The sequence below is a fragment of the Paenibacillus sp. WG02 genome, assembly GCF_055396115.1.
In genome coordinates this window covers 4,386,262-4,411,538 of record NZ_AP036016.1, presented here as the reverse complement: position 1 = coordinate 4,411,538, position 25,277 = coordinate 4,386,262, and the positions used below count along the sequence as shown (strand labels likewise).

The 25,277-nt window shown below is 41.1% G+C and carries 28 protein-coding genes; 19 read left to right on the top strand and 9 right to left on the bottom strand.

Annotation, left to right across the window (positions count from 1 at the left end):
* Position 1: 1 nt before the first annotated feature.
* From ACBP55_RS19890 to ACBP55_RS19880, 3 genes are read left to right on the top strand one after another with little or no spacing between them, the layout of a single operon-like run.
* Complete coding sequence (locus tag ACBP55_RS19890) at positions 2–2,182, top strand: glycosyl hydrolase family 95 catalytic domain-containing protein (protein ID WP_464644382.1); 2,181 nt, start codon at positions 2–4, stop codon at positions 2,180–2,182.
* Between the two features lie 39 nt (positions 2,183–2,221).
* Positions 2,222–3,544, top strand: a complete 1,323-nt coding sequence (locus ACBP55_RS19885; RefSeq protein ID WP_464644380.1) for a glycoside hydrolase family 38 N-terminal domain-containing protein — start codon at positions 2,222–2,224, stop codon at positions 3,542–3,544.
* Positions 3,526–4,869 (top strand): glycosyl hydrolase-related protein, encoded by a 1,344-nt coding sequence (locus tag ACBP55_RS19880; RefSeq protein ID WP_464644378.1) that lies wholly within the window; start codon positions 3,526–3,528, stop codon positions 4,867–4,869. Before ACBP55_RS19885 ends, ACBP55_RS19880 begins: the two co-directional genes overlap by 19 nt.
* A 469-nt stretch (positions 4,870–5,338) precedes the next feature.
* Here the strand turns inward: ACBP55_RS19880 and ACBP55_RS19875 are convergent, their stop codons facing one another.
* Positions 5,339–5,740 (bottom strand): DUF6843 domain-containing protein, encoded by a 402-nt coding sequence (locus ACBP55_RS19875; RefSeq protein ID WP_464644376.1) that lies wholly within the window; start codon positions 5,738–5,740, stop codon positions 5,339–5,341.
* A 423-nt stretch (positions 5,741–6,163) separates the two neighbouring features.
* Between ACBP55_RS19875 and ACBP55_RS19870 the strand changes: the two genes are divergently transcribed.
* The 8 genes from ACBP55_RS19870 to ACBP55_RS19835 all read left to right on the top strand — a co-directional run bounded on the left by ACBP55_RS19870 (position 6,164) and on the right by ACBP55_RS19835 (position 10,719).
* The gene (locus ACBP55_RS19870) at positions 6,164–6,589 is read left to right on the top strand and encodes a VOC family protein (protein ID WP_464644374.1); all 426 of its coding nucleotides are present in this window, start codon (positions 6,164–6,166) and stop codon (positions 6,587–6,589) included.
* Positions 6,590–6,603: 14 nt separating this feature from the next.
* Positions 6,604–6,831 (top strand): hypothetical protein, encoded by a 228-nt coding sequence (locus tag ACBP55_RS19865; protein ID WP_464644372.1) that lies wholly within the window; start codon positions 6,604–6,606, stop codon positions 6,829–6,831.
* A 276-nt stretch (positions 6,832–7,107) separates the two neighbouring features.
* Complete coding sequence (locus ACBP55_RS19860; RefSeq protein ID WP_464644370.1) at positions 7,108–8,358, top strand: S1C family serine protease; 1,251 nt, start codon at positions 7,108–7,110, stop codon at positions 8,356–8,358.
* Between the two features lie 159 nt (positions 8,359–8,517).
* Positions 8,518–9,096, top strand: a complete 579-nt coding sequence (locus ACBP55_RS19855) for a TetR/AcrR family transcriptional regulator (RefSeq protein WP_464644368.1) — start codon at positions 8,518–8,520, stop codon at positions 9,094–9,096.
* Positions 9,097–9,117: 21 nt separating this feature from the next.
* On the top strand, positions 9,118–9,459 hold the full coding sequence (locus ACBP55_RS19850; protein WP_464644366.1) for a DMT family transporter: 342 nt from the start codon (positions 9,118–9,120) through the stop codon (positions 9,457–9,459).
* A complete protein-coding gene (locus tag ACBP55_RS19845; protein ID WP_464644364.1) occupies positions 9,459–9,773 on the top strand; it encodes a DMT family transporter in 315 nt (104 codons plus the stop codon). Before ACBP55_RS19850 ends, ACBP55_RS19845 begins: the two co-directional genes overlap by 1 nt.
* A 233-nt stretch (positions 9,774–10,006) precedes the next feature.
* Complete coding sequence (locus ACBP55_RS19840; RefSeq protein ID WP_464644363.1) at positions 10,007–10,288, top strand: hypothetical protein; 282 nt, start codon at positions 10,007–10,009, stop codon at positions 10,286–10,288.
* Positions 10,289–10,539: 251 nt separating this feature from the next.
* A complete protein-coding gene (locus tag ACBP55_RS19835; RefSeq protein ID WP_464644362.1) occupies positions 10,540–10,719 on the top strand; it encodes a hypothetical protein in 180 nt (59 codons plus the stop codon).
* A 611-nt stretch (positions 10,720–11,330) separates the two neighbouring features.
* Here ACBP55_RS19835 and ACBP55_RS19830 read toward each other — a convergent pair.
* Positions 11,331–12,197, bottom strand: coding sequence for a DMT family transporter (locus ACBP55_RS19830; protein ID WP_464644360.1), 867 nt, complete (start codon positions 12,195–12,197; stop codon positions 11,331–11,333).
* Between the two features lie 197 nt (positions 12,198–12,394).
* On the opposite strand from ACBP55_RS19830, the gene ACBP55_RS19825 reads away from it, so the two are divergent.
* A complete protein-coding gene (locus tag ACBP55_RS19825; RefSeq protein WP_464644359.1) occupies positions 12,395–13,771 on the top strand; it encodes an aminotransferase-like domain-containing protein in 1,377 nt (458 codons plus the stop codon).
* 135 nt (positions 13,772–13,906) lie between these two features.
* Here the strand turns inward: ACBP55_RS19825 and ACBP55_RS19820 are convergent, their stop codons facing one another.
* Positions 13,907–14,332 carry a GNAT family N-acetyltransferase gene (locus ACBP55_RS19820; RefSeq protein ID WP_464644358.1) on the bottom strand — a complete coding sequence of 142 codons (426 nt, stop codon included), beginning with the start codon at positions 14,330–14,332 and terminating at the stop codon, positions 13,907–13,909.
* Positions 14,333–14,849: 517 nt separating this feature from the next.
* Between ACBP55_RS19820 and ACBP55_RS19815 the strand changes: the two genes are divergently transcribed.
* Positions 14,850–15,026, top strand: coding sequence for a hypothetical protein (locus ACBP55_RS19815; protein ID WP_464644356.1), 177 nt, complete (start codon positions 14,850–14,852; stop codon positions 15,024–15,026).
* A 638-nt stretch (positions 15,027–15,664) separates the two neighbouring features.
* Here ACBP55_RS19815 and ACBP55_RS19810 read toward each other — a convergent pair.
* Positions 15,665–17,095: a DNA/RNA non-specific endonuclease gene (locus ACBP55_RS19810; RefSeq protein WP_464644354.1), complete on the bottom strand. Its 1,431-nt coding sequence runs from the start codon at positions 17,093–17,095 to the stop codon at positions 15,665–15,667.
* Between the two features lie 502 nt (positions 17,096–17,597).
* Between ACBP55_RS19810 and ACBP55_RS19805 the strand changes: the two genes are divergently transcribed.
* Both ACBP55_RS19805 and ACBP55_RS19800 read left to right on the top strand, forming a co-directional pair.
* A complete protein-coding gene (locus ACBP55_RS19805; protein ID WP_464644352.1) occupies positions 17,598–17,759 on the top strand; it encodes a hypothetical protein in 162 nt (53 codons plus the stop codon).
* Between the two features lie 203 nt (positions 17,760–17,962).
* Positions 17,963–18,244 (top strand): hypothetical protein, encoded by a 282-nt coding sequence (locus tag ACBP55_RS19800; protein ID WP_464644351.1) that lies wholly within the window; start codon positions 17,963–17,965, stop codon positions 18,242–18,244.
* A gap of 128 nt (positions 18,245–18,372) precedes the next feature.
* Here the strand turns inward: ACBP55_RS19800 and ACBP55_RS19795 are convergent, their stop codons facing one another.
* Positions 18,373–19,158, bottom strand: coding sequence for a DUF3888 domain-containing protein (locus ACBP55_RS19795; RefSeq protein ID WP_464644349.1), 786 nt, complete (start codon positions 19,156–19,158; stop codon positions 18,373–18,375).
* A gap of 287 nt (positions 19,159–19,445) precedes the next feature.
* Between ACBP55_RS19795 and ACBP55_RS19790 the strand changes: the two genes are divergently transcribed.
* On the top strand, positions 19,446–19,928 hold the full coding sequence (locus ACBP55_RS19790; protein WP_464644347.1) for a DinB family protein: 483 nt from the start codon (positions 19,446–19,448) through the stop codon (positions 19,926–19,928).
* A 193-nt stretch (positions 19,929–20,121) separates the two neighbouring features.
* Positions 20,122–20,379: a hypothetical protein gene (locus ACBP55_RS19785; RefSeq protein WP_464644345.1), complete on the top strand. Its 258-nt coding sequence runs from the start codon at positions 20,122–20,124 to the stop codon at positions 20,377–20,379.
* Positions 20,380–20,876: 497 nt separating this feature from the next.
* Here ACBP55_RS19785 and ACBP55_RS19780 read toward each other — a convergent pair whose 3' ends face one another.
* The 4 genes from ACBP55_RS19780 to ACBP55_RS19765 form a co-directional block, all read right to left on the bottom strand.
* Positions 20,877–21,305, bottom strand: a complete 429-nt coding sequence (locus ACBP55_RS19780; RefSeq protein ID WP_464644344.1) for a GreA/GreB family elongation factor — start codon at positions 21,303–21,305, stop codon at positions 20,877–20,879.
* Between the two features lie 199 nt (positions 21,306–21,504).
* Positions 21,505–21,705 carry a sporulation protein Cse60 gene (locus tag ACBP55_RS19775; protein WP_464644342.1) on the bottom strand — a complete coding sequence of 67 codons (201 nt, stop codon included), beginning with the start codon at positions 21,703–21,705 and terminating at the stop codon, positions 21,505–21,507.
* Between the two features lie 468 nt (positions 21,706–22,173).
* Entirely contained in the window at positions 22,174–22,602 is a 429-nt protein-coding gene (locus ACBP55_RS19770) for an exosporium protein C (RefSeq protein ID WP_464644340.1), read from the bottom strand.
* 230 nt (positions 22,603–22,832) lie between these two features.
* On the bottom strand, positions 22,833–23,192 hold the full coding sequence (locus ACBP55_RS19765) for a MerR family transcriptional regulator (protein WP_464644338.1): 360 nt from the start codon (positions 23,190–23,192) through the stop codon (positions 22,833–22,835).
* A 116-nt stretch (positions 23,193–23,308) separates the two neighbouring features.
* On the opposite strand from ACBP55_RS19765, the gene ACBP55_RS19760 reads away from it, so the two are divergent.
* Both ACBP55_RS19760 and ACBP55_RS19755 read left to right on the top strand, forming a co-directional pair.
* The gene (locus tag ACBP55_RS19760) at positions 23,309–23,947 is read left to right on the top strand and encodes a nitroreductase family protein (protein ID WP_464644337.1); all 639 of its coding nucleotides are present in this window, start codon (positions 23,309–23,311) and stop codon (positions 23,945–23,947) included.
* 763 nt (positions 23,948–24,710) lie between these two features.
* A complete protein-coding gene (locus ACBP55_RS19755) occupies positions 24,711–25,193 on the top strand; it encodes a hypothetical protein (protein ID WP_464644335.1) in 483 nt (160 codons plus the stop codon).
* Positions 25,194–25,277 lie beyond the last annotated feature (84 nt).

The following is a 25,277-nucleotide window of genomic DNA, read 5'->3' as shown; positions in this document are numbered from 1 at the left end:
CATGGATTGGAGAAAACAACTAGAAAAGTATAAGGGGATCTTCAAGGAACTTCCGAAAAATGTACCTTCAGACAAAGTTGTCGATGGTCCTTTAATTGGAAACGGAGATATTGGTGTTGTCATTAGCGGACCGCCTGAACAACAGAGGTTATGGATATCGAAGACGGACTTTTGGAAAGCCAAGTTGATCTACCCGAACGGAAGTCCATGTTTAATCGGGGGAATAGACATCCATATTCCTGAGTTGTCCGGAGCATCGTATTATAGCGAACAAAGGCTGCTCGAAGCTAATGTTGTGTCTACGTTCCAAGGGGAATCATCGACAGTAACCATGACAGCTTGGGTATCAGCTACAGACAATGTGCTGGTCGTGGAATTAACTTGCGAAGGGAAAGCTGTATCGGTGGCGTTAGACTTGTGGGTACAGTCTGGGAATGAATCGCAAACTCATTGTGGGAAGGAGGTCGATGTGACATGGGTAGCACGAACATTCAATGGCGCCGACTTGGAGTGGCCAACCGAAGGTGCTATTGCCATGCGCTGCTTTGCTGATAGTGGCAATTCATTTGAATTAATACCTGGAATAAAAAGTTATATCGTTAGTTATGTGCTGACGAATCATGATGAAGAGGACTACTTACAAGAGTCAATCGGAAGGATAAGGGCCTTCAATGAGAGTCGGATTAATAGGCTTCACTCGGAGCATGAAGACTGGTGGAATCAATTTTGGGGCAAGTCATCGATAGATATCGGAGATGAGCTGCTGGAGAAGTTTTGGTATGGTTCCCATTATATTATGGCTTCCTGCAGCCGTAACAAGCAATTTCCACCTGGCTTGTTTGGCAACTGGATCACAACAGACAGCCCTGCTTGGTCTGGAGACTATCACTTGAATTACAATTATCAAGCGCCATGGTGGGGCGTCTATTCATCCAATCATATTGAATTGAGTGAACCTTATGATACGCCGCTGCTGGAATATATGCCGAACGGCCGCAAGTATGCCGAACAATATTTAGGATGCAGCGGAATCTACTACGATGTCGGTATAGGGCCCAAAGGACTTTCGACTGCGATGTCAACTACACAAGCAAGCCTTAAATATGAGAATGGACATTTGTTTTTGGGGCAGAAAAGCAACACGGCTCTAAGCGCAATCAATATGTTGATGCGTTTTTATTATTCTTATGATTTGCAATACGCTAGACAAGTTGCTTACCCCTATCTGATCGAGGTTGCTAATTTTTGGGAAGATTATTTGACATTCGAAGGTAACCGATACGTCATATATCGTGATGCTATTCACGAAGTCTCAACATGTGCAGATTCACATCCCAATGATGAATGGCTGCAGGACTTCGAGGACATGAATCCCATCCTTTCATTAGGGGTTGTCCGAACGGTATTTAAAGGGCTGCTCGATATTTCAAAAGAAATGGGCCTCGACGCGAATCGACGGGAAAAATGGTCGCATATCTTGGAGCATAGTAGCGATTTTCCGACATTTGAGCGTGATGGGAAAACGATATTTCGGTTAACGGAGCAAGGGCGTGATTGGTGGAATGACAATACGCTGGCAATTCAGCATATATGGCCAGGAGCGATCGGGCTAGATTCAGATCCGAAGTTTCTTGAAATTGCTAGAAATACAATTACTGTCATTAACCGTTGGAAGGATTATAACGGCTTTCCAACGATATTTACTTCCGCAGCACGTGTTGGCTATGATCCCGAGATTATCTTACATGAACTTCGCCGTCAGTGTTTAGAGAATAGCTTCCCAAACCTCTTTATCTTCTTTGGCGGAGGCGGCATTGAGTGTTGTAGCGGGGTACCTTCGGCAATCAATGAGATGTTGATGCAAAGTCATGAGCATGTCATTCGATTGTTCCCTGTTTGGCCTCGAGCAAGAAATGCTCGATTTATGAACCTAAGAGCCGTTGGGGCCTTTCTTGTATCAAGTGAACTATCAGATGAAACGATAAAGTACGTTGACATTAAGAGTGAGAAAGGAAGAATATGCAAACTCTTAAACCCATGGCCTACTGGTGAAATCAGCATAATGGAAATAGACGGAAGCCGGCGAAGGGAAATCGAATGGCAGATGTCTGAAAACGTAATAACTTTTGCTACAGAACCAGGTAAGAATTATAACTTACAGTGTCATTTGAAGATCAGCTAAGCCATGAAATATAAGGACTGAAAGAGGATGGATGAATATATGTCTACTATCAAAGAAGTGCTTGTGCTGCACCACAGCCACTTGGATGTCGGATACACACATGCGCAGCCGATCTTGCTTGAAATGCAAAGCAGGTACATCGATCAAGCGCTGGATCTATGCGAGATGACCGAGGAGTGGGAAGAGTTCAACCGCTTCCGATGGACCTGCGAGTCCAGCCTCCCCGTTCTGCGCTGGCTGGAAACGGCGACGGAGAAACAGGTTCAGCGGTTTAAATATTTTTTGCACAATGGCCAGATGAGCATCTCGGCATCTTATATGCATATGACTCCGCTCTGCTCGGCCGAGGAGGCGGCGAGAACGCTGTATCCCATCCGCCGGTTGCGCGATTTGTTCGAGATCGAGATAAAAACCGCCATTCACCATGACATTAACGGTCAACCATGGCCCTATGCGCAGCTGCTGCTCGATGCCGGCGTACAGTTTTTCATCATGGGCATCAATATCCATTTCGGCGGCGTTCCTTTCAATAGACCGAACGCGTTTCATTGGGAAGCTCCGGATCGCAGAAAGCTGCTGACCTTCAACGGCGAGCATTATTCACTGTTCAGCCAAATTTGCGACGTCAATGCCAAAGACACGAACATAATGGCCCAAGGGCTGTCCAAATATTTACGCAAAATAGACGCGAACCCGGAATATCCGTTCGACTTCGTTTACTTGACCGCGACGAATATTCCACTGTACGATAACAATCCGCCGGATCGTGAATTGGCTGGGCTATTGAAAAAGTGGAATGAAGAAGAGCATGGAATCAAGATATCGTTCGTCACGCCCGAACAATTGCATGCAAGAGTCCGGGAACATGCGGTGAAGCTGCCGACCTACACCGGAGATTGGACGGATTATTGGAACTTCGGCTCGGCGAGCTCCGCCAAAGAAACGAAGCTAAACCGTCGTACGAAGCAAGGTATGAAGGCAGTCGAGCTGCTCGATGCTTTCCGGCGGGAGGAAGACCGTTCGTTCGCCTTGGTCAAGAAGGAAGCTTGGAATCAGATCCATTTGTACGACGAGCACACTTGGGGCGCTTTTAATTCCGTTTCGGAGCCGGATCATCCGAACGTGGAGATCCAATGGATGCATAAAGCTCATTACGCCTATCAAGCCAACAGCTTAACGGGATACTTGCTGAACGTTCATCTGGAAAAGCTGGCGAACAATCGGCTGCAATCGGAAGAGCCGGAAGGCTTGATGCTCCTTAATCCGTCTTCCGTTGCCGTAACGCACGAGATTCGCATTCCTTCCAACTTCAAGACCCGGGAAGACATCTTGGTGCCGATCGGATGCGCCATGTCCTTATGAACAACGACGTCTATCATCAAGGGACGAGCTACGGCAAGATCGAACTGCCTCCTTTCAGCTGGCGCAAAATACCATATCAGACGCTGCGGGAAGCGGAATGGTCGACGGACATTCAGGCTGACATGGGGACCATCGGAACTGCAGGCGGAGGCCCTTGGTTCCGGGAGATTACGATTCACGAGGGATCGATCGAAACGCCGTTCCATTCGTTCCGGTTCGACCCTCTGACGGGTCGGATTATGAGCTTATTTGATAAACAGCAGGACTGGGAAGTGCTCGATTTATCCAGCCCTTGGACGTTGTTCCAATACGTTCAGGAAACGGTCGATCCGATCTATCAAATGAATAATCGCAGCACCATTTTCCCTAGAGACGTCGAAAGAGGAAACAACAGCTTGTCCGATTGGAACCATGACTGGAAGGCGAGGAGACAAACCTATACCCAGTTAAAGTTCTGTCGCGTTGAGAGAAGCGCGTATAGCGCCTCCTTGATCCTAAGCTGGGACGCGCCGGGTGTAAAGGGGTTGGAGCAGAAATATACCTTTTTTAGCTATAAGCCGGACATCGAAATGAAAGCCTCATTCTTCAAGCAGGACATAACGGCGCCGGAGGGCACTTATTTCGCGATTCCGTTAAATCTGCAAGTGTGGCGCTGCCATTACGATACTGCCGGACAATTGGTCGAATTGGACGCGCAACAGCTGCCGGGCGTGTGCAGAGATTATATCACGGTTGATAAGAGCGTTTCGGTCTACGACCGACAGTATGGCGTGACGATGAGCTGCCCCGATGCTCCGCTCGTGCAGGTGGGGGATTTTAATTTTGGCAAAGAGCAGCAAACGATCGAAAAAAAGGAGAACCCCTTATTATTGGCTTGGCCGATGAATAATTATTGGGATACGAATTTCCGAGGCCGCCAACCAGGTGCTGTCGAGTTTGTTTATACCCTATCGACCTTCCAATCCTTCGATCCTGCAACCGTGATGATGACATCCGCGAGAGCTACGGCTTCCGTATACGCGACGCCGGTTGTCGATTGCAGAGAAGAAGAGGCTGGCCAATTCCTTCGGATCGACGGCGATGGCGTTCAAATATTCGATGTGAAACCGGCGGAGGAAGGCAGAGGGATTCTGGTGCGCCTGATCAACTGTATGGATCAAGAGACCGATGCGCGGTTGCAGTTCCCGAATCGGAAAATCGAAGCGGCGTTCAGGACCGATGCTTTGGAACAAATCCAAACGAATATTTCTGATATGCAATGTGACTCTTTGAAGATAACTTTGGGAGCAAAGGAAATGATTCATCTACTAATACTTATTGAATAACGGAAAGTCCTGGTGATCAAGAAATCGTTGGTACATCAGGACTTTTTCTATTTCTCATATAAGTGATTCGTGTTTAGATCAGTGGCGAATGCTGCGAGAAATCACCTTTAAGGATATATGTTCTTGTCATCCGACATCCGACAAATCTAAATCGAAAGGAAAAATTTACATAAAATTGGTAACACTTATTGATTGACTGAAATTACATTACTAAATTATCATTTTGCTAAGTACATTTTTAAAAAAAGAAGCTATTTCAATTGCTTTTCATGGTGAAGAAAGCAAATATCATGGAACTGATACTGAGATAGTTTGGTTCAAATTAATTCCTTATTGGAATGTTGGATACCTTTATAGCGGAGTAGTAGCAAACATTCTAGTTGACCCCTTTACCAAAGAAATCGTAGGAGAAGCGAACATGTCGTAATGTCAGAAAAATAATTATCATCCAAGGTTCCTAGCAACAACATTATTGTTGTTTCACATAATTTTCGTATTGTTCTTTTGTACCAATAAATAATGTAGCAACTGTTAGATCATCTTCGCCTCCACTATGCGAAGACACCCCATGAAATTGTTCATTGCTTACTTTCTTACGCTGACCCTGTTTATCAACATAGTTTACCTCAACAGGTCCACTTTCCATGGTATTTGAGGTTTTCAACTTACCTGACTTAGGTATGTTATAAATAAATGTATTTATTTCTTTAGGAAGTGGTGGGTAATCCGATTGGTCAAAAGTAACTTCTACTTCTCCAACAAAATTTTCGGGTAAGAGGTAAATATGGAGTGGATTTTTATTTGTTGTAGTTATTAGAAAGATTAAGCCTAGAACCATGATTGTTAAAGCTACAAATACATACTTATTCAATGAAACTCCTCCTTTCAGGGATAGTACATTATTAATGACGCACAAATATACAAAAAGTTACCAATTTCTAAAATAAGGAGTTTTATGGACAACAATAAGTTGTAAATTGGTGAAATCATTTTTCAGATCGTACCATCAGTATCTACTAAGTGTCCCATCTTGGTAAAATAATATTTCAAATCGAAAAAAGCTGATACCCGTGTAGAACGGATATCAGCTTTTTTCATAGATCAACCTTCAGAGCTTATTAATTCACTTTTTTCAGACGTATTTATTCAATAGCCAAGGTCCTTGCGTCTACTTCATTTCTGTTAAATCGAGCTGGCGAACGCGCGCTTGTTCGGCAATCATGTCGATCTCGGATCATACGAAGAATACCGAGGGTTTCCCGGAAAGAACATTTAAACGAAGGAGATGATTGTTGTGAGTACTTGTTTGATCCCTTTTCTTGAAATGAACGGAAGTGCCCAGGAAGCAATAGATTTTTACGTAAAGGCATTGGATGCCAAGGTCGCCTATATGCTGCGATTCGGTGACATGCCGGAAGATCCCAAAGCTCCACTGCCTCCGGAAAAGAAGGTCCAGGTTAATTATGCTATCTTGAAAATCGGCGATTCGGAACTACAGATTACAGATCATATCACCGGAAGCACCTACGAGAAGGGAACACAAATCACCATCGTTGTTCAAACCAACGATAAAGATAATGCTACCAAATATTTTGAAGCATTGAAGGAAGATGGTCAAGTGAACGATTCGCTTCAAGCTAGTTTCTTCAGCCCCGCTTACGGCAATGTTACGGATAAATTCGGCATCATGTTCCGAATCCTTACAAAAGGTCGCCAGTAATCAATTAGGTGGGAATGAGTGGTCCAGTTAGTCGGAGCAGCATTACTCATCATCGGCTACTGGTATGTAGGGCGGTCGCATGGGCTGGCATTTGGCTTGGAGTCACTATGTTATTGGCGTGTCTCGCGTATTTCAGGGTCAAGGATCCAATCAGTAAAACAGCAGCGGCCATCGTTTTCACTGCGTTAATCATCATTCTAACCATCATTAATGCAGATGGTCTGATGCTTCCTTTATCTTAAGAAAGAATTATCTCTATTGTTTTCGACGACTGGTTTTGTCGGGCTGATGGGCCAAAGAACGCCGCCTGCCAAATAATTTGATCCGTAGTCATTTATTTATTTTGTGGTTAGGGTTTCCCATCAAGTAGAAAATTATCATTTCGACACCTTCAGCATACTTTCAGCTAACTTTCATATGCCTCTCAGCCCAACTTAAGTAACACTTCAGGTTAGTGTCCTATACTTCAATCTATCAACACAAATCAAATCAATAGGCACACGAGAGGCGGTAATCGCATGAATGAAGATATGAAAAATATGATTAGTTTAAATGATATAAAGGTTGAAAACAAGACGCGGAACACAAAATGGAGACCTATGTTTGCGGCTTTTATGGCCGGTGCGGTCGTTGTAGGCGGGTTGATGTACACATCGGATAAGTTGAATCTATTTGGGTATGCTGCCGGGTCCGTTCAATCAGGCGTCACTGCTGCTGCAACAAACTCGACAGCATCTGGTGTCCAAACTGCATCGTTAACCCCATCAGGTACGAACAGTATCTCATCCATTGCAAAAGCTGCTAGTCCAGCCATTGTTAAAATCGAGACCAAAGTAAAACAGACGAATATTGGACAGAATAGAAGAAACCTACTAGGGCAAGGTACTGAAAGCGGAGATACCATTGAAAATGGAATTGGATCTGGCTTCGTTTTCGACTCGAGTGGTTATATTTTAACGAATGAGCATGTAATTAATGGCGCAGACGAAATCGATGTCTATGTGCAGGGCTACGACACACCTTTTACGGCTAAACTACTTGGAAGTAGCTATGATCTAGACTTGGCTGTGCTCAAGATTGAAGGAGATAAAGCTTTTCCTGCTCTGAATATTGGTAACTCCGACAATACGCAGGTAGGGGATTGGCTTGTTGCGATCGGTAACCCGTATGACTTCGATTACTCCGTAACTACGGGTGTTTTAAGCGCCAAAGAGCGCACGATCAGCATCGATGATGTACAGGGCACTCGAAATTACAAACATTTGCTACAAACGGATACAGCGATTAATCCAGGAAACTCCGGCGGTCCGCTTTTGAATATGAATGGCGAAGTTATCGGTATCAATACAGCTGTAAACGCTGAAGCGCAAGGAATGGGCTTTGCAATTCCCGCGAGCACGATTAGTTCTGTTGTAGATAAACTGAAGAATAACGAAACGATTCCAAAAGAGCCAGCACCATACATCGGTGTAGCTTTACAAAATATTTCGGATAATATGCTAGATGACTTAAAAATCAATAGCACAAAAGGTGCCGTAGTTACTCAGGTGCAGCAAGGTACGCCAGCTTTTCAAGCAGGCATTCGTCAGTACGACGTTATTTTGGATGTGAATGGCACAGCAATCTCAAGCACTGATGACATTACAAAAGTTGTGCAAGCCGCGGCCGTGGGAGACGAACTGAAAATAACAATCTCTCGAGATGGTCAAACGAAGGATGTTATTGTTAAAGTTGGGAATAGAAACGCAGAGACCGGCTATCAAAGTTAATATTAATTTTAGAACCCTATATTGCATCTAAACAATATAAGATTGCCTACTATCCTGCCATTCTGGCTAGGTGGTTGGCAATCTTTTTCATAGGTTGCCCCAAGACGGAGAACGTGTTACAATCATCCTGACGAACGTTCGGAAGGAAGGGTGAGACAAATGACTGCAACTCGGATCAAAGAGGTAGCCCTCACACAGTTTGCCAAAAACGGATATGAAGGTGCGTCTCTTGCAGATATTGCTACGGAGGTAGGCATCAAAAAGCAATCCATTTATACACATTTCAAGGGGAAAGATGAACTTTTTCTTGATTTGTTTGACGATGTGCTAGCGAAGGAATTGAAATTTGTTGTCGAGTATCTCGATCGCCATAAGCATCTTTCAATGGACCAGCTTCTTTATGGCTTTCTTATTCAATATAAAGATTGCTACGAACAAGATGATAACACCAAATTTTTCTTGCGTGTTGCCTTTTTTCCGCCTTCCCATCTCTATAATGAGATTGTCAAACAAGGTTATCATTATTTAGATACGCTTGAAACGAAGTTAATTCCTGTCTTTGATCGAGCAATAGCAGCAGGTAGCATTCATGCAGATGTCAGCAGTGAAATGGCGGCAGTTGCTTTTCTTGCTGTACTGGATGGCATGTTTGTAGAGTTGTTATTTGGTGGAGCTGAAAAGTCGCTTAAAAGGATTGAAGCTTCCTGGTTCGTATACTGGCGTGGTATCAAATCGTAAAACAGCTGGAGGATCATACACATGAATCGTAATTGGATTTATATATTTATCGGCGCTTTTTTTGAAGTGATGTGGGTTACGGGTTTAAAACATTCGGATACGACGATGATGTGGATAGGCACAATCATTGCAATGTATATATCATTTCATCTAGTTATTAGCGCGTCTACCAAACTTCCTGTGGGGACTGTGTATGCTGTCTTTACGGGAATGGGGACAGCCGGCACCGTATTGGTGGAAATGCTGCTGTTCGGAGAGCCGTTCAGGTTTCTTAAAGTATTTCTTATTTTGCTGCTTTTATCCGGCGTATTTGGTCTCAAATTTGTGACAAAAGAGCATGAAAAGAAAGGAGCTGCAGTTTAATGGATTGGATTTTCCTCATGTTTGCCGGGATGTTTGAGGTCGTAGGCGTCGTGGGCATGAACCAAATAAATAAAGCGAAAACCATCCGCTCCTTTAGCCTTTTCATTGTGGGCATAGTCATGAGTTTTGCACTCCTTAGCATAGCGATGAAAAGCCTGCCGATGGGCACGTCATATGCGGTCTGGACAGGGATCGGTACGGTTGGCGGCGCAGTTGTCGGGATGCTCTTCTATGGTGAATCCAGTGATTGGAAGCGGATTGTGTTCATCGCGATGGTGTTAAGCGCTGCGGTTGGTTTGAAATTAATTTCTTAACCACAACTCTGACAAGAGCCGAAATAATCGTTGCTTGTGTGTGCCCCAGAATGATTCGATAAATGGAAAGTAGAGACTAAACCGAGGGATGGGAGAACTATAGTGAAACACTGTTGACAATAATTGGGAATCAAGAGTTGAGTAAATGTAATCGGACAGACGCCGCCGCAGTATACAATTGCTTTTAAAAGGTTCCCCTTTTGGTAATCATATACCAAAAGGGGTGTTTTATATTGTGGATTATAAAAACAGAACATAAAAGAGATGAAGATGGTGGAACTATAGCTCTAGAACTAGAAACCGATGATAAGTGTCTTGATGTTAATGTTAGATGGGATGGTTGTACAGAAATTCACGTATATTCAGTTACAGAAGAAAATCGTGAACTTAAAGATACTTTTCATACGTGTGATTTAAAAGGATTTATTGATACGTTGCAGACCCTTGATAACGTTTGTCAGGATTACTTTGGTGAGGGAAGTTATTGGGAACGGAAAAAAGATGAAGAGGAATAGCGCACGGTAGCATAACAATAGAATATTCCGCTAATGACCCGCATAATGCGGGTTTTTGTTTATTTGTTCGGTTAAGTAGGGTGTTCAATTAAAGGACTGTAATGCTTGATAAATAGAGGTATTACAACGCCAAAATCAAGATAACACCTTCCTTATTATGGTAATATTAATTGAGTCCGCTAACGTTAACTAGAGCGCAATATAATATTGCAACAGACAACTGCAATAAGAAGACACGGAGGAGGATTAATATGTTGAGAAGGCATGCCGGTATTTGGATTGCTCTTTTACTTATCGAATTAATTTTCTTGTATGAAAAGATTCAATCCATTGGATTCTCTGGAAGTGCAATATTCGTTTGTATTGTAGTTATTTCAACGTTAGTTGTTGGTGCGACACTAATTAATATTTATCATAACAATAAATACTAATCCAAAGATTTGAGGGCTGCCGCGTTGCAGTCCTTTGCTTATTCAAAGGGACGTAGCTAAGTGGAGCAGTATTTCCTTTTTCATTACGCTAACTGGAAACGATAGTTCAATAAAAAAGCGGGTTACGCATGCTGATGTGAAGAATAAAAAATACTTATAGAATGAACGTATGTTCTATGAATTCCTATTTTTGGATAATCTATGGTACGTTAATTGTTCAATCATCTAAAAACCGCCATTCCTTGGTTAAAGGGATGGCGGTTTTTTTCAGCAGGGATTCATTCTGATAGATTCATAACATAATATTCAAATCATAAAAGGAGGAGAATTTTCTATGGTTTCTATGTAGAGAGTAAGAGGGAATATTGTCTCAAAATGGAGGACATCTTTATTGAAAAGCTATGTATCAGTAAAGATTAAACCTAAAAACATTAAACCTAAAGCAGTAACTTTTACATTCACACCAATCAATTCATCCGCTAGAGAATTTAGAAATACAACCTGTGTAAGATTCGGTACTCGATGTAAGTTAGAAATTCAATTAATGGAAAATGCATCATCAGCGAACCAATAATACGGTTATCTTGCAGCTTTAGAGCTGACGTTGAAAACTATGTTGATGCAAATCTCCGCGCAGTTGCCACGCACAGTACGACACCGATATTTACTATAAATATAGGCCAACCAATTGACTCCTGCAGAACAAAAGCGGAAAGTAGCAGGCCGAAGAAAGGTTGGAGGAGTTGTAATTGTCCGACCGCTGCTATACCTCCCTGGGCAAGACCACGATACCAGAACACAAAGCCGATGAGCATACTAAACAGGGAGACATAAGCAAGGCTCCAGAGTGCCGGACCACTGATACCCGCCCACGAAACCGGCCTGTAATAAAACGAGAGCAGTGACATAGCGGGAAGAGAAAGAACGAGCGCCCAAGAGATCACCTGCCAGCCCCCTAGCCTCCTTGAGAGTCGTGCCCCTTCCGCATAACCGTAACCGCACACGATGATAGAAGCCAGCATTAACGAATCACCGACCGGCGAAGATGTAGCCCCTTGTGTTAGGGCGAATCCTGCTACAAGGGAACTGCCTATAGCTGATAAGATCCAAAAGGTTGGTCGCGGGCGTTCACCTCCCCGTAGTACGCCGAAGATCGCCGTCGAAAGCGGCAGAAGCCCAATGTAGATAATTGCATGCACGGATGTGACAGACTTAAGCGCCAAGGCTGTCAGCAGTGGAAAACCTACTACCACGCAAAGTGCTACTAACAACAGCGGAACGATGTCGCTTCGGACAGGCCGTTGTTGCCGGAAGATGAGGAGAAGCAGTCCCGCTAACACCCCGGCAATTGCGGCACGGCATACGGTGAGGAATAACGGATCAAAATCCATGACAGCCAACCGTGTGGCGGGTAGCGAGCCGCTGAAGATGAGCACGCCCAGGAAACCATTGATCCAGCCGCTTGTCGTTTTGTTCATTACAATCACCTCAAAAAAATTTTTATACAAAAATGCACTCGACACTTTGAGAGATCAAGGTACGAAAAATATTTATAAAATACACTTCTGTATGATTATTTTGTATTATAGTAGATACAAAATGCAATGTATATTGACTATTTACTCATCTGTATGGGTACAGATAATTGACCGAATTAAAAGTTGGAGGTAAAAATATGAAAAATAAAAAGGAATCCATTCAGCAAATCATTCGTTCGGAAATAGTCAATGGTCTCTTCAAACCCGGTCAGAAGCTGCCTTCCATCCGTATACAGAGCGAAAGATTCGGTTGCAGTCTCAACACAATTATTGGAGTTTATAAGGAACTCGAAAATCAACATCTCATTTATTCTCGTCCGAAGAGTGGTTATTTTGTCGTAGCCAAAGAAGCGCTTCTTCCCCTGCTGCAGACAAAACGAATCGATTTTGCATCAGCGGCTCCCGATCCTGCGTCGATACCGCAAATCGACTTTCGTCAATGCTTGAATAAAGCGATGGAATTATTTGAGACGTCCATATTTACTTATCCCGATCCACAGGGTTTGCTTTCTCTTCGCCAGGAGATCGTGAAGCTTTTTCAGCAGCAACAGGTTTTCCCTTCGGCACAGCAAGTTTTTATATTTTCAGGCGCTCAGCAAGCTCTTCATCTTCTAGCTGGGATGCCTTTCCCAAACGGAAAAACCAACATTCTGGTTGAGCAACCAACCTACTGGGGAATGCTTGCTGCGCTTAAGACACAAAGACAAACCGTAATCGGCATCGAAAGAACTCCTGACGGGATTGATTGGGTAACTTTGGAGCGCTATTTTCAAAGTAATATGATCAAGTTTTTTTACACAATTCCGCGCTTCCATAATCCGTTAGGCACTTCTTACACAGCGGAAGACAAACAGAGACTGGCAGAACTCGCCAAAGCAAATGACGTTTACATCGTTGAGGATGATTATCTTGCTGATTTGGAAACAAACAGTAAAGCAGATCCTATTCACGCTTATAATGGAGCCAGCCATGTTATTTATCTCAGAAGCTTTTCCAAAGTGATGATGCCCGGATTACGACTTGCAGCGGCCGTAGTACCTGATTCGTTTATTCCTTTACTCCAATGGCATAAACATACGGCGGATCTGAGCACCTCAGTGCTTTCTCAAGGTGTGCTTGAGATTTATATGAAGTCCGGGATGTATACTCATCATGTAAAGCAAATGAAATCTTTGTACAATCATCGTATTAAACATCTAAGGGAAATTTCACAGCGATTATTGCCTAAAGAGTGCTTATATACCATCGAATCTTGCGGAGGGCTCTTCGCTTCAATCCACCTTCCGGAGTCAATTCATACAGGAGATTTGATCAATCGATTGGAGAATCGTGGTGTTGATGTACTGGCAACCGATAAGCAGTTCCTGTCATCTTTTCCCAAGCTTAACTTGCTGCGTCTTAGCATCATTCGGACCGATGAGCAGGATATTGAAGAGGGGATTCGTATCATTGCCGAAGAACTAGAGCGTGCCCGATATACAAGCAGCTCCCCTAAGCCATTCTTTCGGTTATGAAATTAAGGTAAAAAATGGATTGCTCAATAAAAATCAGGAGAAGGCTGCCGACAGCATGAATCGGCAGCCTTCTCCGCCTACGGGCAGTAATATTTAGAAACAACTTTATCTGATATGACAAAGTAGTAATGTATCTTACTCAAGCGGATAATCATAGCGAATGAACCCCTTGTGATTGGCAACCTTGTCATAGAGTAAACGAGCTGTGGTATTGTCTTGACGAGTTTGCCAGTAGAATCGGGAAGAGTTATGTTCGCGCGCCGATTGCGCTACCCGCTCTATGAGTGCGCGAGCCACCCCATGCCCCCGGGCAGTCTCGTCGACGAATAGATCTTGCAGGTAGCAGGCATCTTCCATCGAGATAGTGTGATGGAACAGGTAGTGAGCTATACCGACTAAATTTCCTTGTAGGTGCGCGCCAAAACCATATATACCATCGGTGTTCAGCAATCGGTGCCACACCTCATCATATTTTGAGTTGGGGAGATCAGTCTCATAAAAAGTCTTATAACCTCGAGCCAAGATGTTCCAGCGGTTACGGTCTTCGGCTCTCAGTGGCACAATGTCAATCGAGATTTGTTTGTTCGATATTCCTGCGATTTTGGATCATCCTTTCAACTATAATAAGTAAATTATATTGGATTATTGGTATACGATATAGAACCAATACAACTGTCTTTTATTAGACCAATTTGCAACGAGAAACTAACACAAAGATCATAGACCATTACGATAACGGAGACAATGAGAGTAGACGGGAATTATCACATAAATTTTATGAAACTATTGGTTATTCAACTGACCAGAGAGGGTTCAAAAAACGTTTGTTAATTTTCTTTTGACAACAAGGTTAAATTGACAGAACGATTAAAGTATCAAGATACTGGCTTATTTCGATGACTCTAAGCTGGAATTTACAAATTATACAAAACAAATATTAAAGAAGTTTGGAAAACCAACTGAACTGTTATAAACAAATTGACGTCTTTAATAAAAACGTTATTTTTAATTCATCTGGAATTAATCAGCGTGGATTAAAATGGGGTTCCAGGCCAATTTGGTGTTAGGAGTTGAGTTTATGAAAACCGCTAATATTCCATTTGAGGACTATTTACTTGATACTAATGATGAAGAGGTTATTTGGATTAAGGACAGAGCTTTTGTGGTAAGGCCGGCTACTAGCGACGATATTGAACGAATCGGGAAAGGGTATTTTACCCTGGATTATCCAGGGGCAGTAGAGATAGAGGAATAAACTAAACCACATGTGTTTAGGAAGCACGCGGGATGGGGAATGGATCATGAGAATTGACGGGAAGCGTATCTGTGCTAATTGTTCAAAGGAATTCGAATGGATGTCGCTAGTTGCTCAACCTATGAATGCGCAAAGCTATTCAGTTGCAACTATCGATAAGCCACAGGCTAGGATCGTTGAGAAGATAGGGAATATATACTCTATCAACATTTATTGCCCTCACTGCAGACAACTGAATTCATTCGAGCATAAGGAGTAAGCACCCCGAAAGCGGCGGTACTTTTCTGTTTTTACTAATGATAATTTTAATAAGATGGTGGCGACCAGGGTTGGTATGATACCATCACGAAGCAGGACAGGGGATGTGGACCGGTAGCCGGTGTCAATATCACAAATGATCTGGCCAAAATTAAAGACTCGACAGTACGGAACTTTTTGACGCTATGGCAAACGGATGGGTGCAGGGTGGAGTGATGTATTTTCAATAATAATCCCATAGAATAAGGGATAGCTCTGTGGTTGCCCTAGTAATGCACCATCTCAAAGAAGGAAGGACCGATGGATTTTATTCCACCGATCCTTTTTATCATGTATACTACAAATCTTTAAGCTTAATATGTATTTGGGCAACTATTATATTAATTCGTAGGACCATTATCAACACTGGCCTCAATGACATTTTGGATGCTAGTTGGTACGGAAGAAAGGAAATCATAGCCAGTCAAAGACTCAATAGCATCTACACTTACTCGGTAGTTGCCCCATGGCTGACTAGAAACCGTCTGGTCATTGGGCATCAAAACAGATATTACTCTGGTTGAAGTTGTTATCCTGCTAATATCATTATTTCCGTTAGACAACACTACGATTATCTTCCATACCTTTGATGGTACCACAACTCCATTCCCTACCGTAGTCATGTATCCGTTGGAACCAGTACCCCCGCTACCGTAACCTCCAGAAATAATGAACAACTCGTTGCCGGCTGTTACAAGTGAGCGCGAATAGTTTTCCAAGTTTGCCCAGGTAATCTCGTTGTTATTTGGCGCTTGAGGAATCATATTATCCATCAGGAATGTTGCTGAATTGTCCGCAACAGTAGCTGTACGGTCTCCAGAAGGGGTCATGTGTCCTCTGTCAAATCCAGTACCCGAAAATTCAGTCGCTTTAACCTCATACCATCCTGAAGGCAGTGTTGTGTCTGCGCGAAAATCATCCTGACGTACAACACTGCCAAGATCAGTGGAAGTCACATGCCAACTGGTCCAGTTAGGCTCGTGTTTGCTGTTATTGTAGGAAAAAACATATTGTTTTTTAATCATCAAATAGTTATTGGAATTGGATACATCACTGGTTGCATCGCTTGGATTACCTAATGCCATATTATCATCATCTTTAGGTTGTGATAAGGACGGCTCCGCTGTGCTTGAGGAATTCTGAGGATTTATAGTGCTTGTAATATACAGGTCATTTGCATTATTGTTAGTGTCCCAACCATTACCTTGCCCCTGAGCTGTTCCACCGTTGTTATCTTTACGTTCTGCACTTGTCGTATTTGAAAGTGTGCCTACCGGAGAAATTTCTGAATCATTTGCAGAACCGTAACCTACAAAATCAACAACATTTGAATCTGTTGAGCCGGATACAGAGGTAGTAACTTTTGCCAATGCAACTTTTCCGGCGGTTGCGCTTAAGTTAATAGTGCCTGTGATATCAGGAGTCGGTAGATTAACAGTTCCACTACCACCACTTGCTTCTGCGATTAAAAAGAATTGATGAGCGCCAATACTGCCCGATAAATTTGTGATGTTACTAAATGTGCCGCTTCCAGAAGCGTACTGAACAGACCATCCAGACAAGCTTACACTAGAATTAGTAGGATTGTAGATTTCAATAAAATCATTTTTGTACGACGAACCACTGTTCCCACCACCACCATAAATTTCACTAATAACAACATGAGATGGAGTAGCAGCATTTGCATTCGTATTGAAAAAACTTCCTGAAAAGCAGAAAAACGCAAAACACACGCTTAACAAAATTGCAACCTTCTTTTTAAAATATCCCATTATCCCATTCTCCTTATTAATAAATTTGCTCGAACAATCACTAAATACTCACTATAAGTAAAACTTGAGATGGTTTGATACAGAAAGTATTTTAGTATAATAATAATTTATTTGCATGTTAAATTTCGGTAAAAGATTAGCAATTGATAATATATTCACTATGTCAAACAATGTAAAAGAGATGAAGGTAATTTGAGGTGGTGTGGAGATGCAATAGGAAGTATGAGGTTATATAGTCCTAATTTATCGAATAACAAATTATGAAAAAAACGAGATGATGATCGACTGAACTAACACAGAACATTAGTTTAATAATTAAACATCAGAAGGCTGCCGACAGAAAAAAGGGCCTGTTGACTAAAGCCTTTTTTGCGGAAAATGACTTTTAGAAACCCAGTGTTTGTGCGGGTTCCCAAACGTCAATTCCTTCATAAAGGTACTTTGTCAACAGGCCAAAAAATAATCGGCAGCCAAGATGAATTTCAACTAATGGAGAAGTTTAGTGAGTGGAAAAAAAGTTATAGAAATTGCCTATAAATCTAACAAAAAACAATCTCTCCATAATATTGTAATACCTAGGATGCAAGTGATTTTATCTGAAGCCTATTCTGATAAAGGGCAGTTTAGTGGAATAATATTCCAGCGTGATAAAATAAATGTATAAAAAATAACAGGTCTTTCTATGACAATTGGCTCCCAGAAAGATATTGATGGTCTTACGGAAATCGGTAAAATCGTTGCGTTGACAATAAGTGAAATGAAACGTCACACACGTGTCGGAATGACGACGAAGGAATAGGATGATATCGGAGAAATATTATCAACGGGTGCGGATTATGTCGTTGAGCAGTCGGATGGGTGGACTTTATGTCTACCGGACGGCGACTTAGCGGCACAACATGTGCACACCATAATTATTACAAAGAATCAACCCATCATCGTGACGGTAGCTTAGGATATCTGAACAAAAGTGGTTATAATTTTTCAACCATAATCAGTGCTTTAGCAAAAAATACTACTGAATTAAATAGTGAGGTAGGTATCATTCAGTCAGGTACGACAAGTGATTCAAATCAAAATTTAATTAAAGTAGATATTGGTATCGACCGTACTAAAGTTCCAGACTATTCCTTTTACCTTACACGTTGAAGATAGAAGAAATCGGTGATAGCAATAACGGTAGAATATTTGCCGAAAAGAAGTCTGGCAAGACAGAGCTTATATGGAAGATGCCCATGAGCGTAGAAGCATTACAGGTTGATGTGGATTGGATTCAATCATTCATTCATCAATCGCTTAAACATGTACCAAAGAAGTTCTCTTGGCATTACCTTACCTTGTTTACTTTTCTTTTTGATTATTACCCAATTATTATCCTTCTTAATTAAAGAATAAACGAAGTTAGTTCCGTCAGCTTTTTTAAACAAAATGTATGCTTTATCGTCTTTTACAAAGGTAAAGGGATTAATGAAGTTTTTATAAGGTGGCTTAATGTCCTTGTTTAATTCAATGACAATTTCTTCATTTATTTTGTGTATAGACACGAAGTTACTGTTACCCTGTTCAGCTAAATATTCTAATTGCCTATAATCATACTTTTGGAAGTGAGTTAAATCCAAATTAAACGATTTAATAATATCATCAAGGAGTTCTTTTTTAAACTGCTCAATCTTTTGTTCCCACTCATCTCCTTGGTGTTCAAAGTTGATTATCTTAACCCCAAAGGGGCTTACATTCATAGTGATTGTTTCAATTCCTATGGGTGAGGAATGTGCATGTTCAAATGTCTTGGCTTGTAATTTTACTTTGAAAGAATACCCACCTTGAGATTCCCTTTGTATGTCCAATATTTTCGTCCAAAATAAAGCAAACTGTTTTGGATAACCGTAATAATTAGCAATTGCTTCTTGAATGTGTGGGGAGAGTGTTGTAATCAGGGTTTCTTGGGTTAGTTTTTCTTTCGTTTCTTGTGATGGTACATGTGGTTCTGCATTGGCAGCGTACATACTTGATGTTGTAATTATAAACAATGAAATTAGAACGGTTGAGAAGGTCTTTCTCATGTAATCACCTCATGGTTATACTTCCCCCAAAAAAAGGAAAAATTCATAAACAACCTCAAGCAGCATCAAACGGTTGTGCTTTTCTTATGCCCCCCATATGAGCTGCTAGTATCACATAATCATCGTTAATAACTAGATTAAGATCATTAAGAAGGAAGGTCCGATAAAATAATGAGTTTTATTCAACTAACGGACAGAATAGTTAAGAAATCACACCTTCACAAACGAACGTATATTCGGTAGTATAGAAGTGGGTTATTATTCCAAGATGAAATGGAGATTCCAATATGATTAGCTTGGGTAAAAGTACGATTCTTCGGTATAAAGAATTTACAGAGTGGACGGATACCTTAACTGATGTACACGAGGGCATTTGGTTACAACCTATTTCTGAAGGAAAAGCATCAGTAGGAGAAATTATTTCGCATCTTAAAAATTGGGATACTTACCTTATTTCGACGATTATACCAGCGATTAAAAAAGGTGAAGGAATGGTATTTCCGGATTTTGATTCGTTTAACAAAATAGCTTATGAATATGCCAGATCGGGAATTTCTAAAGATCGTCTGCTCGATGAATTTAAGCTAACCCGTCTTCAGCTGGTTGTTGAAATACTGTTAGCCGATCCTGATGTTGTTGCTAAACATGTTACCGCGAACGGAGTAGAAACTTGCCCGCACACCGGCACACCCTATTCCTTGCTTTACCTCATTCACGAATTTAACGATCACGACAACCATCATAAAAATCAAATTTTAACGGTAATATAACTCTTTCTGTTAAAGAGGAACGATACTTGAAATACGGCAGGCAGCTGAGGCAACCTGCTTTTTTAATTGATCGTAATAATAAGCAAGGGATATTTCATGAAATTAACGAATATAGTTCATACAGTTTTCTAAAGACAATTTCGGGACTAAATGAGTACTTATAAAAACTGACCTGAATTTGAGGTTAAAATGTTTGAATACTCATATTAATCCAAAAGATGGATCAACTCTTATTTGGGTACCATCTGGAACATTCATGATGGGAAGCAATGAATTTGAAGTTAGGCAACTTTGGACAAAGAACGAATGGCATGAAGATTGGTTTAATGCTCAAGTTGGAGGGAAGGGATGGGTTGGGGAGTTATTTCATCATGAAGTTGAAATCGATGTTCGACTGAACAGTGCTTGGCATGATGGAAACCCGTTAAAGGAACAGAAAATCTTCCTCTAAGTTCTGCTTCTTGGGAAGATGCAGTGGCTTATTGTGATTGGGCGGGAGTAAGACTGCATATGAAGCTGAATGGGAGACAGCTAGAGGACCGGAAGGTAGAATCTTTCTTTGGGAGATTCATTGGATCTACATGATTGCCGATGTGGAGACACTGTTGCAAATATGTTCTTCAGGTCTAATGGAAGTCGATCTGGTCATGCACCTTGCAGAATATTAAGAGGTGGTTCTTGGTCTAGTCCAACATATACAAGCAGAGGATCTCAACGTTTGTTCTATCCACCGGATAGGCGTGATTCTAACGACCATGGTTTTAGACCAGTAATAAATTTTCCAATCTCCTGAATTAAATCTATTGTTACGCTAACGAGAAACGTTAACTCAATATAACAGCGGCAGTCTAAGACTTTATTTTCGAGTCCTAGTCCGCCGCTGTTTCTTTTTTCAGAGCCATTCTATCACTTTATTTTCACCGGACACCATTGTTTATGGTTCCAACTTTAGCTAAGTGCTGTCCCTACAATCCGAACGGAATATTCAGCCTCCGGAGTTTGAAGAATGAAGGTTTCGCCTGTTGACCTCGATAACAATTGATTTCCAATTGGCGAAAACAACGATATCCTATTTTGATCCGGATCTATTTCTGTTGGGAGGACCACCGTAAATGATTCATTAGATCCTTCCTCTTCGTAACAAATAGTAATGCTACTTCCTATTACTGTAACTTTGCTCAACGTTTTTACAAGATTAACATCATCAAGCTCAAGTAACCTCTCCAATATTTTCACATATTGTTTAATACTCTTATGCACTTGAATCTTCTGCTGTGAAGAATAACTGTCAAGAAACATCGTCATTTGCTCGTCAAGAAAAACAAGCTGATCAACAAGTCGACTCCGGTGAGGATTGGACATATGACTACGGTTCATCGTAGATTCCACCCCAAATAATTAGATTCCAATATCGATCTATTTGCCTCATTTACAAAACCTCCGGGAAATTATTTTCTTAAAAACTTTTTTCAATACTTCTGTAAGATTAAACCAAGTAGGATTACTGCAATAAGAACTGTAGAGATAACTGAGAGCAGTTTAAAGAAGGTCTCCATTTTAGTGAGAACACCTCATTTTACTTAGGATTGCTTTCTCCCGATTTATAAACAACGAGGATAGCACTACGTTGGAAACCCGCCCCGTTTACTGATGACTTCATGATGGATCCATAGCAAACATTAACAACTTGCTCATCCTTTAAACCGGCTAAAAACTGATTAGCTCTTGTCTCCGCATAAGACGTATCCGTATCTAAAAACTCCTTTACCTGAATCACTCTGTGTTCCTCCCTAAACTGTTGATTGATGACTAGAATGTACAGCAGAATCACATAGGTCCTCACCCCTTCGCAAAATAAATACATTAAATGTAAAATATCCATAAAAAGTACAACAAGACATTCCGCAGAAAAAAGGCGGAACGTCTTGTTGCTATGACCATATCACTTTATGTAATTTGTGTCAATTCGAACAAGCGTGACAAGAACTTGATCTCATTCCGACGGATCAAATTGGAGACTTTTTTGTTACACTAACGGGAGTATTGCGCGTGTTTTGCATTTTGAATTAAGTACAGCAATTATCCAACTGATATCAGTGGCAATCGTTGTTTTAATTGTTTTATTGATTTTCAAATTAGTCAGAAAAAAGAAATCATAGCAGTTATTGTGCTAACGCAGAACGATAGCACTTGAAATGAGTCCATTATACATGAAAAAAAGCACCTTATTCAGGTGCTCAAAGTATTAACTGCTAGTTTTAACAGCTAACCCACTAAAAGAAATCGGACCAACAACATCAGCTCTTGTATTTGCGGTTTGGTTTTCCGCGGTCGCGGTATAAACATGATTTCCTGAACTTACATTTCTATCGATTGCCTGAAATGTAACAGCATAGTTTTGTTCAGAACCAGCAGATTCAATCCCTTGTATTGTATTGAAAATTTCTCTGCCATCGCGGAAGATTCTAAAGAGAATTTGAGCAATGCCCGTAATACCCCTTACACCAACTGTTGCAACCAGTTCAACCCGATTAGGTTGAGCATTGACCGATGGAATTCTTATACGAATGGATGCAAGGAGAACCCTTTTTGGGGAACGTGGGATAATGAAAGACCTTGATAAGTTAAATCTACGAAGCGGCTGAACGGCTTGTTTATCAAGAATACGCACCAAATTAATCACTCCTATTTTTTGATACCTCAATATATGAAAAAAAATAGTAGAGTGATTGTGTGTATGATCTAAGCTAGCATTGATTAATGACTATTAAGTCGCCTTTTTTGTAATATTTCTCTAATAACGGCGTGGGAGTTGAACGGAGGGACACAGAACAATAGCTTCATAACATGATCTAGCAGGCTGCCGGTGATAAATTCGGCGGCCTGTGTTTATGTTAATTATCCTTAACACTTTGTTTGAAAATGTGCTTTTCCTTCCAAGATTGCACTCAAGAATTTTTTCGAATTTCTTAATCGCTTCTGGATATCTTCAATTTCTTTGATTTTTTGTTCAACCATTTTTTTCTTTACCTCGTATGATAGATTAAGTTGTTGATTTACTAGCAAACTTAACTCTTCTATAGAAAAATCCACGGATAAAAGTGCCTTCACATCATTTAGAAATTCAACAATTTCTTCAGAGTAAATACGATAATTATTCACATCTCTTTTAACAAATGTGTCCGGAATTAGATTTTTACGTTCATAGAATCTCAATGTTGATATTGGCAGACCCGTTAATTTTGAAACATCATTTATTTTCATAATAGGACCTCTTTATTTGTTGCTATAAACCTAGGTTTATAGTTCATAATACGAATATGATAACGAACGACACACACAATGTCAAAAAATCTAATGTTATCAAAAGGAGAGATTCTATGTTTAACAATATTCTAAATAACGATTTCGCCAGTATCGTCAAGGAGCGACGTTCTGTGCGTAATTATGATGAGAACATTAAAATATCGAAAGAAGAGATGAGCGAAATTATTTCGGAAGCCAGTTTGGCCCCGTCCTCTGCAAATATGCAGCCTTGGCGTGTAGTTGTGGTTGATACTCCGGAAGGAAAAGAAAAACTAAGACCTCTTGTGCGTTTCAATACATTACAAAACGATACTTCATCCGCCATGTTATTAATTTTTGGTGATACCCAAAGCTATTTATATGCTGAAGAAATTTACAATACAGCCGTGGAGCAAGGAAAAATGCCAGCTGAAGTACGAGATCGTCAACTCGGTACAATTCTATCGATGTTTCCGACTCTGCCAAAAGAACTGAAAATTGAAGTTGCAAAAATCGATAGCAGCCTTTTTGCCATGCAGCTAATGTTGGTAGCTCATGCACATGGGTATGATACGAATCCAATGGCAGGCTTTGAAGTTGATCAGGTAGCAAAAGCATTTGATTTAGATGCAGAACGCTATGCGCCAGTAATGATTATTTCAATAGGAAAAGCCAAGGAAGAAGGGCATGAGTCAGTTCGATTAAGTTCTGACAAGATTACATTTTGGAGGTAATCATTTAATCTATTCACTATAGATAGTTCAATAAAACCAGCGGCAGTCTAGGACTTTATTTTCTCGTCCATGGCTGCCGCATTTCTTTCATTGGGATCAGTCTAATACTCATTTTACGAAGTCTGACGAAATTCTAAATCGTAAAGACGACTGTGATCAACGCATCCAGTTTAATACTTTATTTTCCTTGCAAGGAACAGCATCGCTTTTTAACGCACCTGCAAATCAACCCTATATTCCTATTGCTGCGGTGATCGAACCGCAACTCGTAAGTGCAATTGCCCAACAGGGGGACTTTTACAAAGTAACCACGAATGATGGAAAGCAAGGTTGGGTCTCCCATAGATATGAACAGCCAACTGGAATAGTGATAAACACCGACATCCTTTTACAGAAAACAACAAACATATACGCATATCCCAATCTTCAAAGCTTTTTGGATCCATTAGCCCCCCAAATGCTGCATGCGCACGCTAAGGTGCAAGATATATGGGGCAATACAGAAACGAGTGTATCAGGTGTACAATAAAATGACGATACCTCATTCACGACGGTGTTGGACAAATTTGACAGGAGTTTTTCAAACTACACATTCCGACTTTCAAACGTGAAATTCATAAAGCCTATTGATTAGAAGGCTGACGACATCAAATGATCGGCGGCATTCTCAGCTTAACGGGCAGTAATGCTGCTTCGATACGTTTAGAATTTCGGATACCTTTGCTGAACGGAGGGATAATATACAAAAAAAGGTATTGGTGAAATGAAAAAAATTCTGATTTTCTTATGTTTAATGACAGCTTTTTCGAGTATGACTATCTCCCACGCACAGCCACTTGAAGGAACAAATGCTTGCAGCCTTATTTTAAATGCTAAAGATAATGTTCCTTCTATTAATGCAAAAGGCGTGGCTCTTACTTATCCCATCAAAAGGTTGTTTAGCTCTGGAAAAATAAGCTTAAGCATTAATGCCCAATACTTGCCAGATCCCTCTTCTAGGGGGAACTATGACCGTTATGAAGGCTTTGCTCAAGTGCCTGGTGTTATCAGTTGGAGATTCACATTATACCCCGTATCTGATTATCAAAAAGATCCAACATGGGCTGGAAGGTTCGATGAAATTTCTGGTCCATACTTAGAAAATACTTCTGTACAAGTTCGACTTTCTAATTCAAAAGAAAATACACTAGGACCCATTGTTTTAGAGAACCACATGAAAAACTGTAACTTCCAGGTATTTCGCTAACGGATAACGAGTTCAACACCAAAACGGCTGCCGCGAGGCAGCCGTCATTGAGCTAACGCGTAGCAGATACAGGAATGGAGGAGA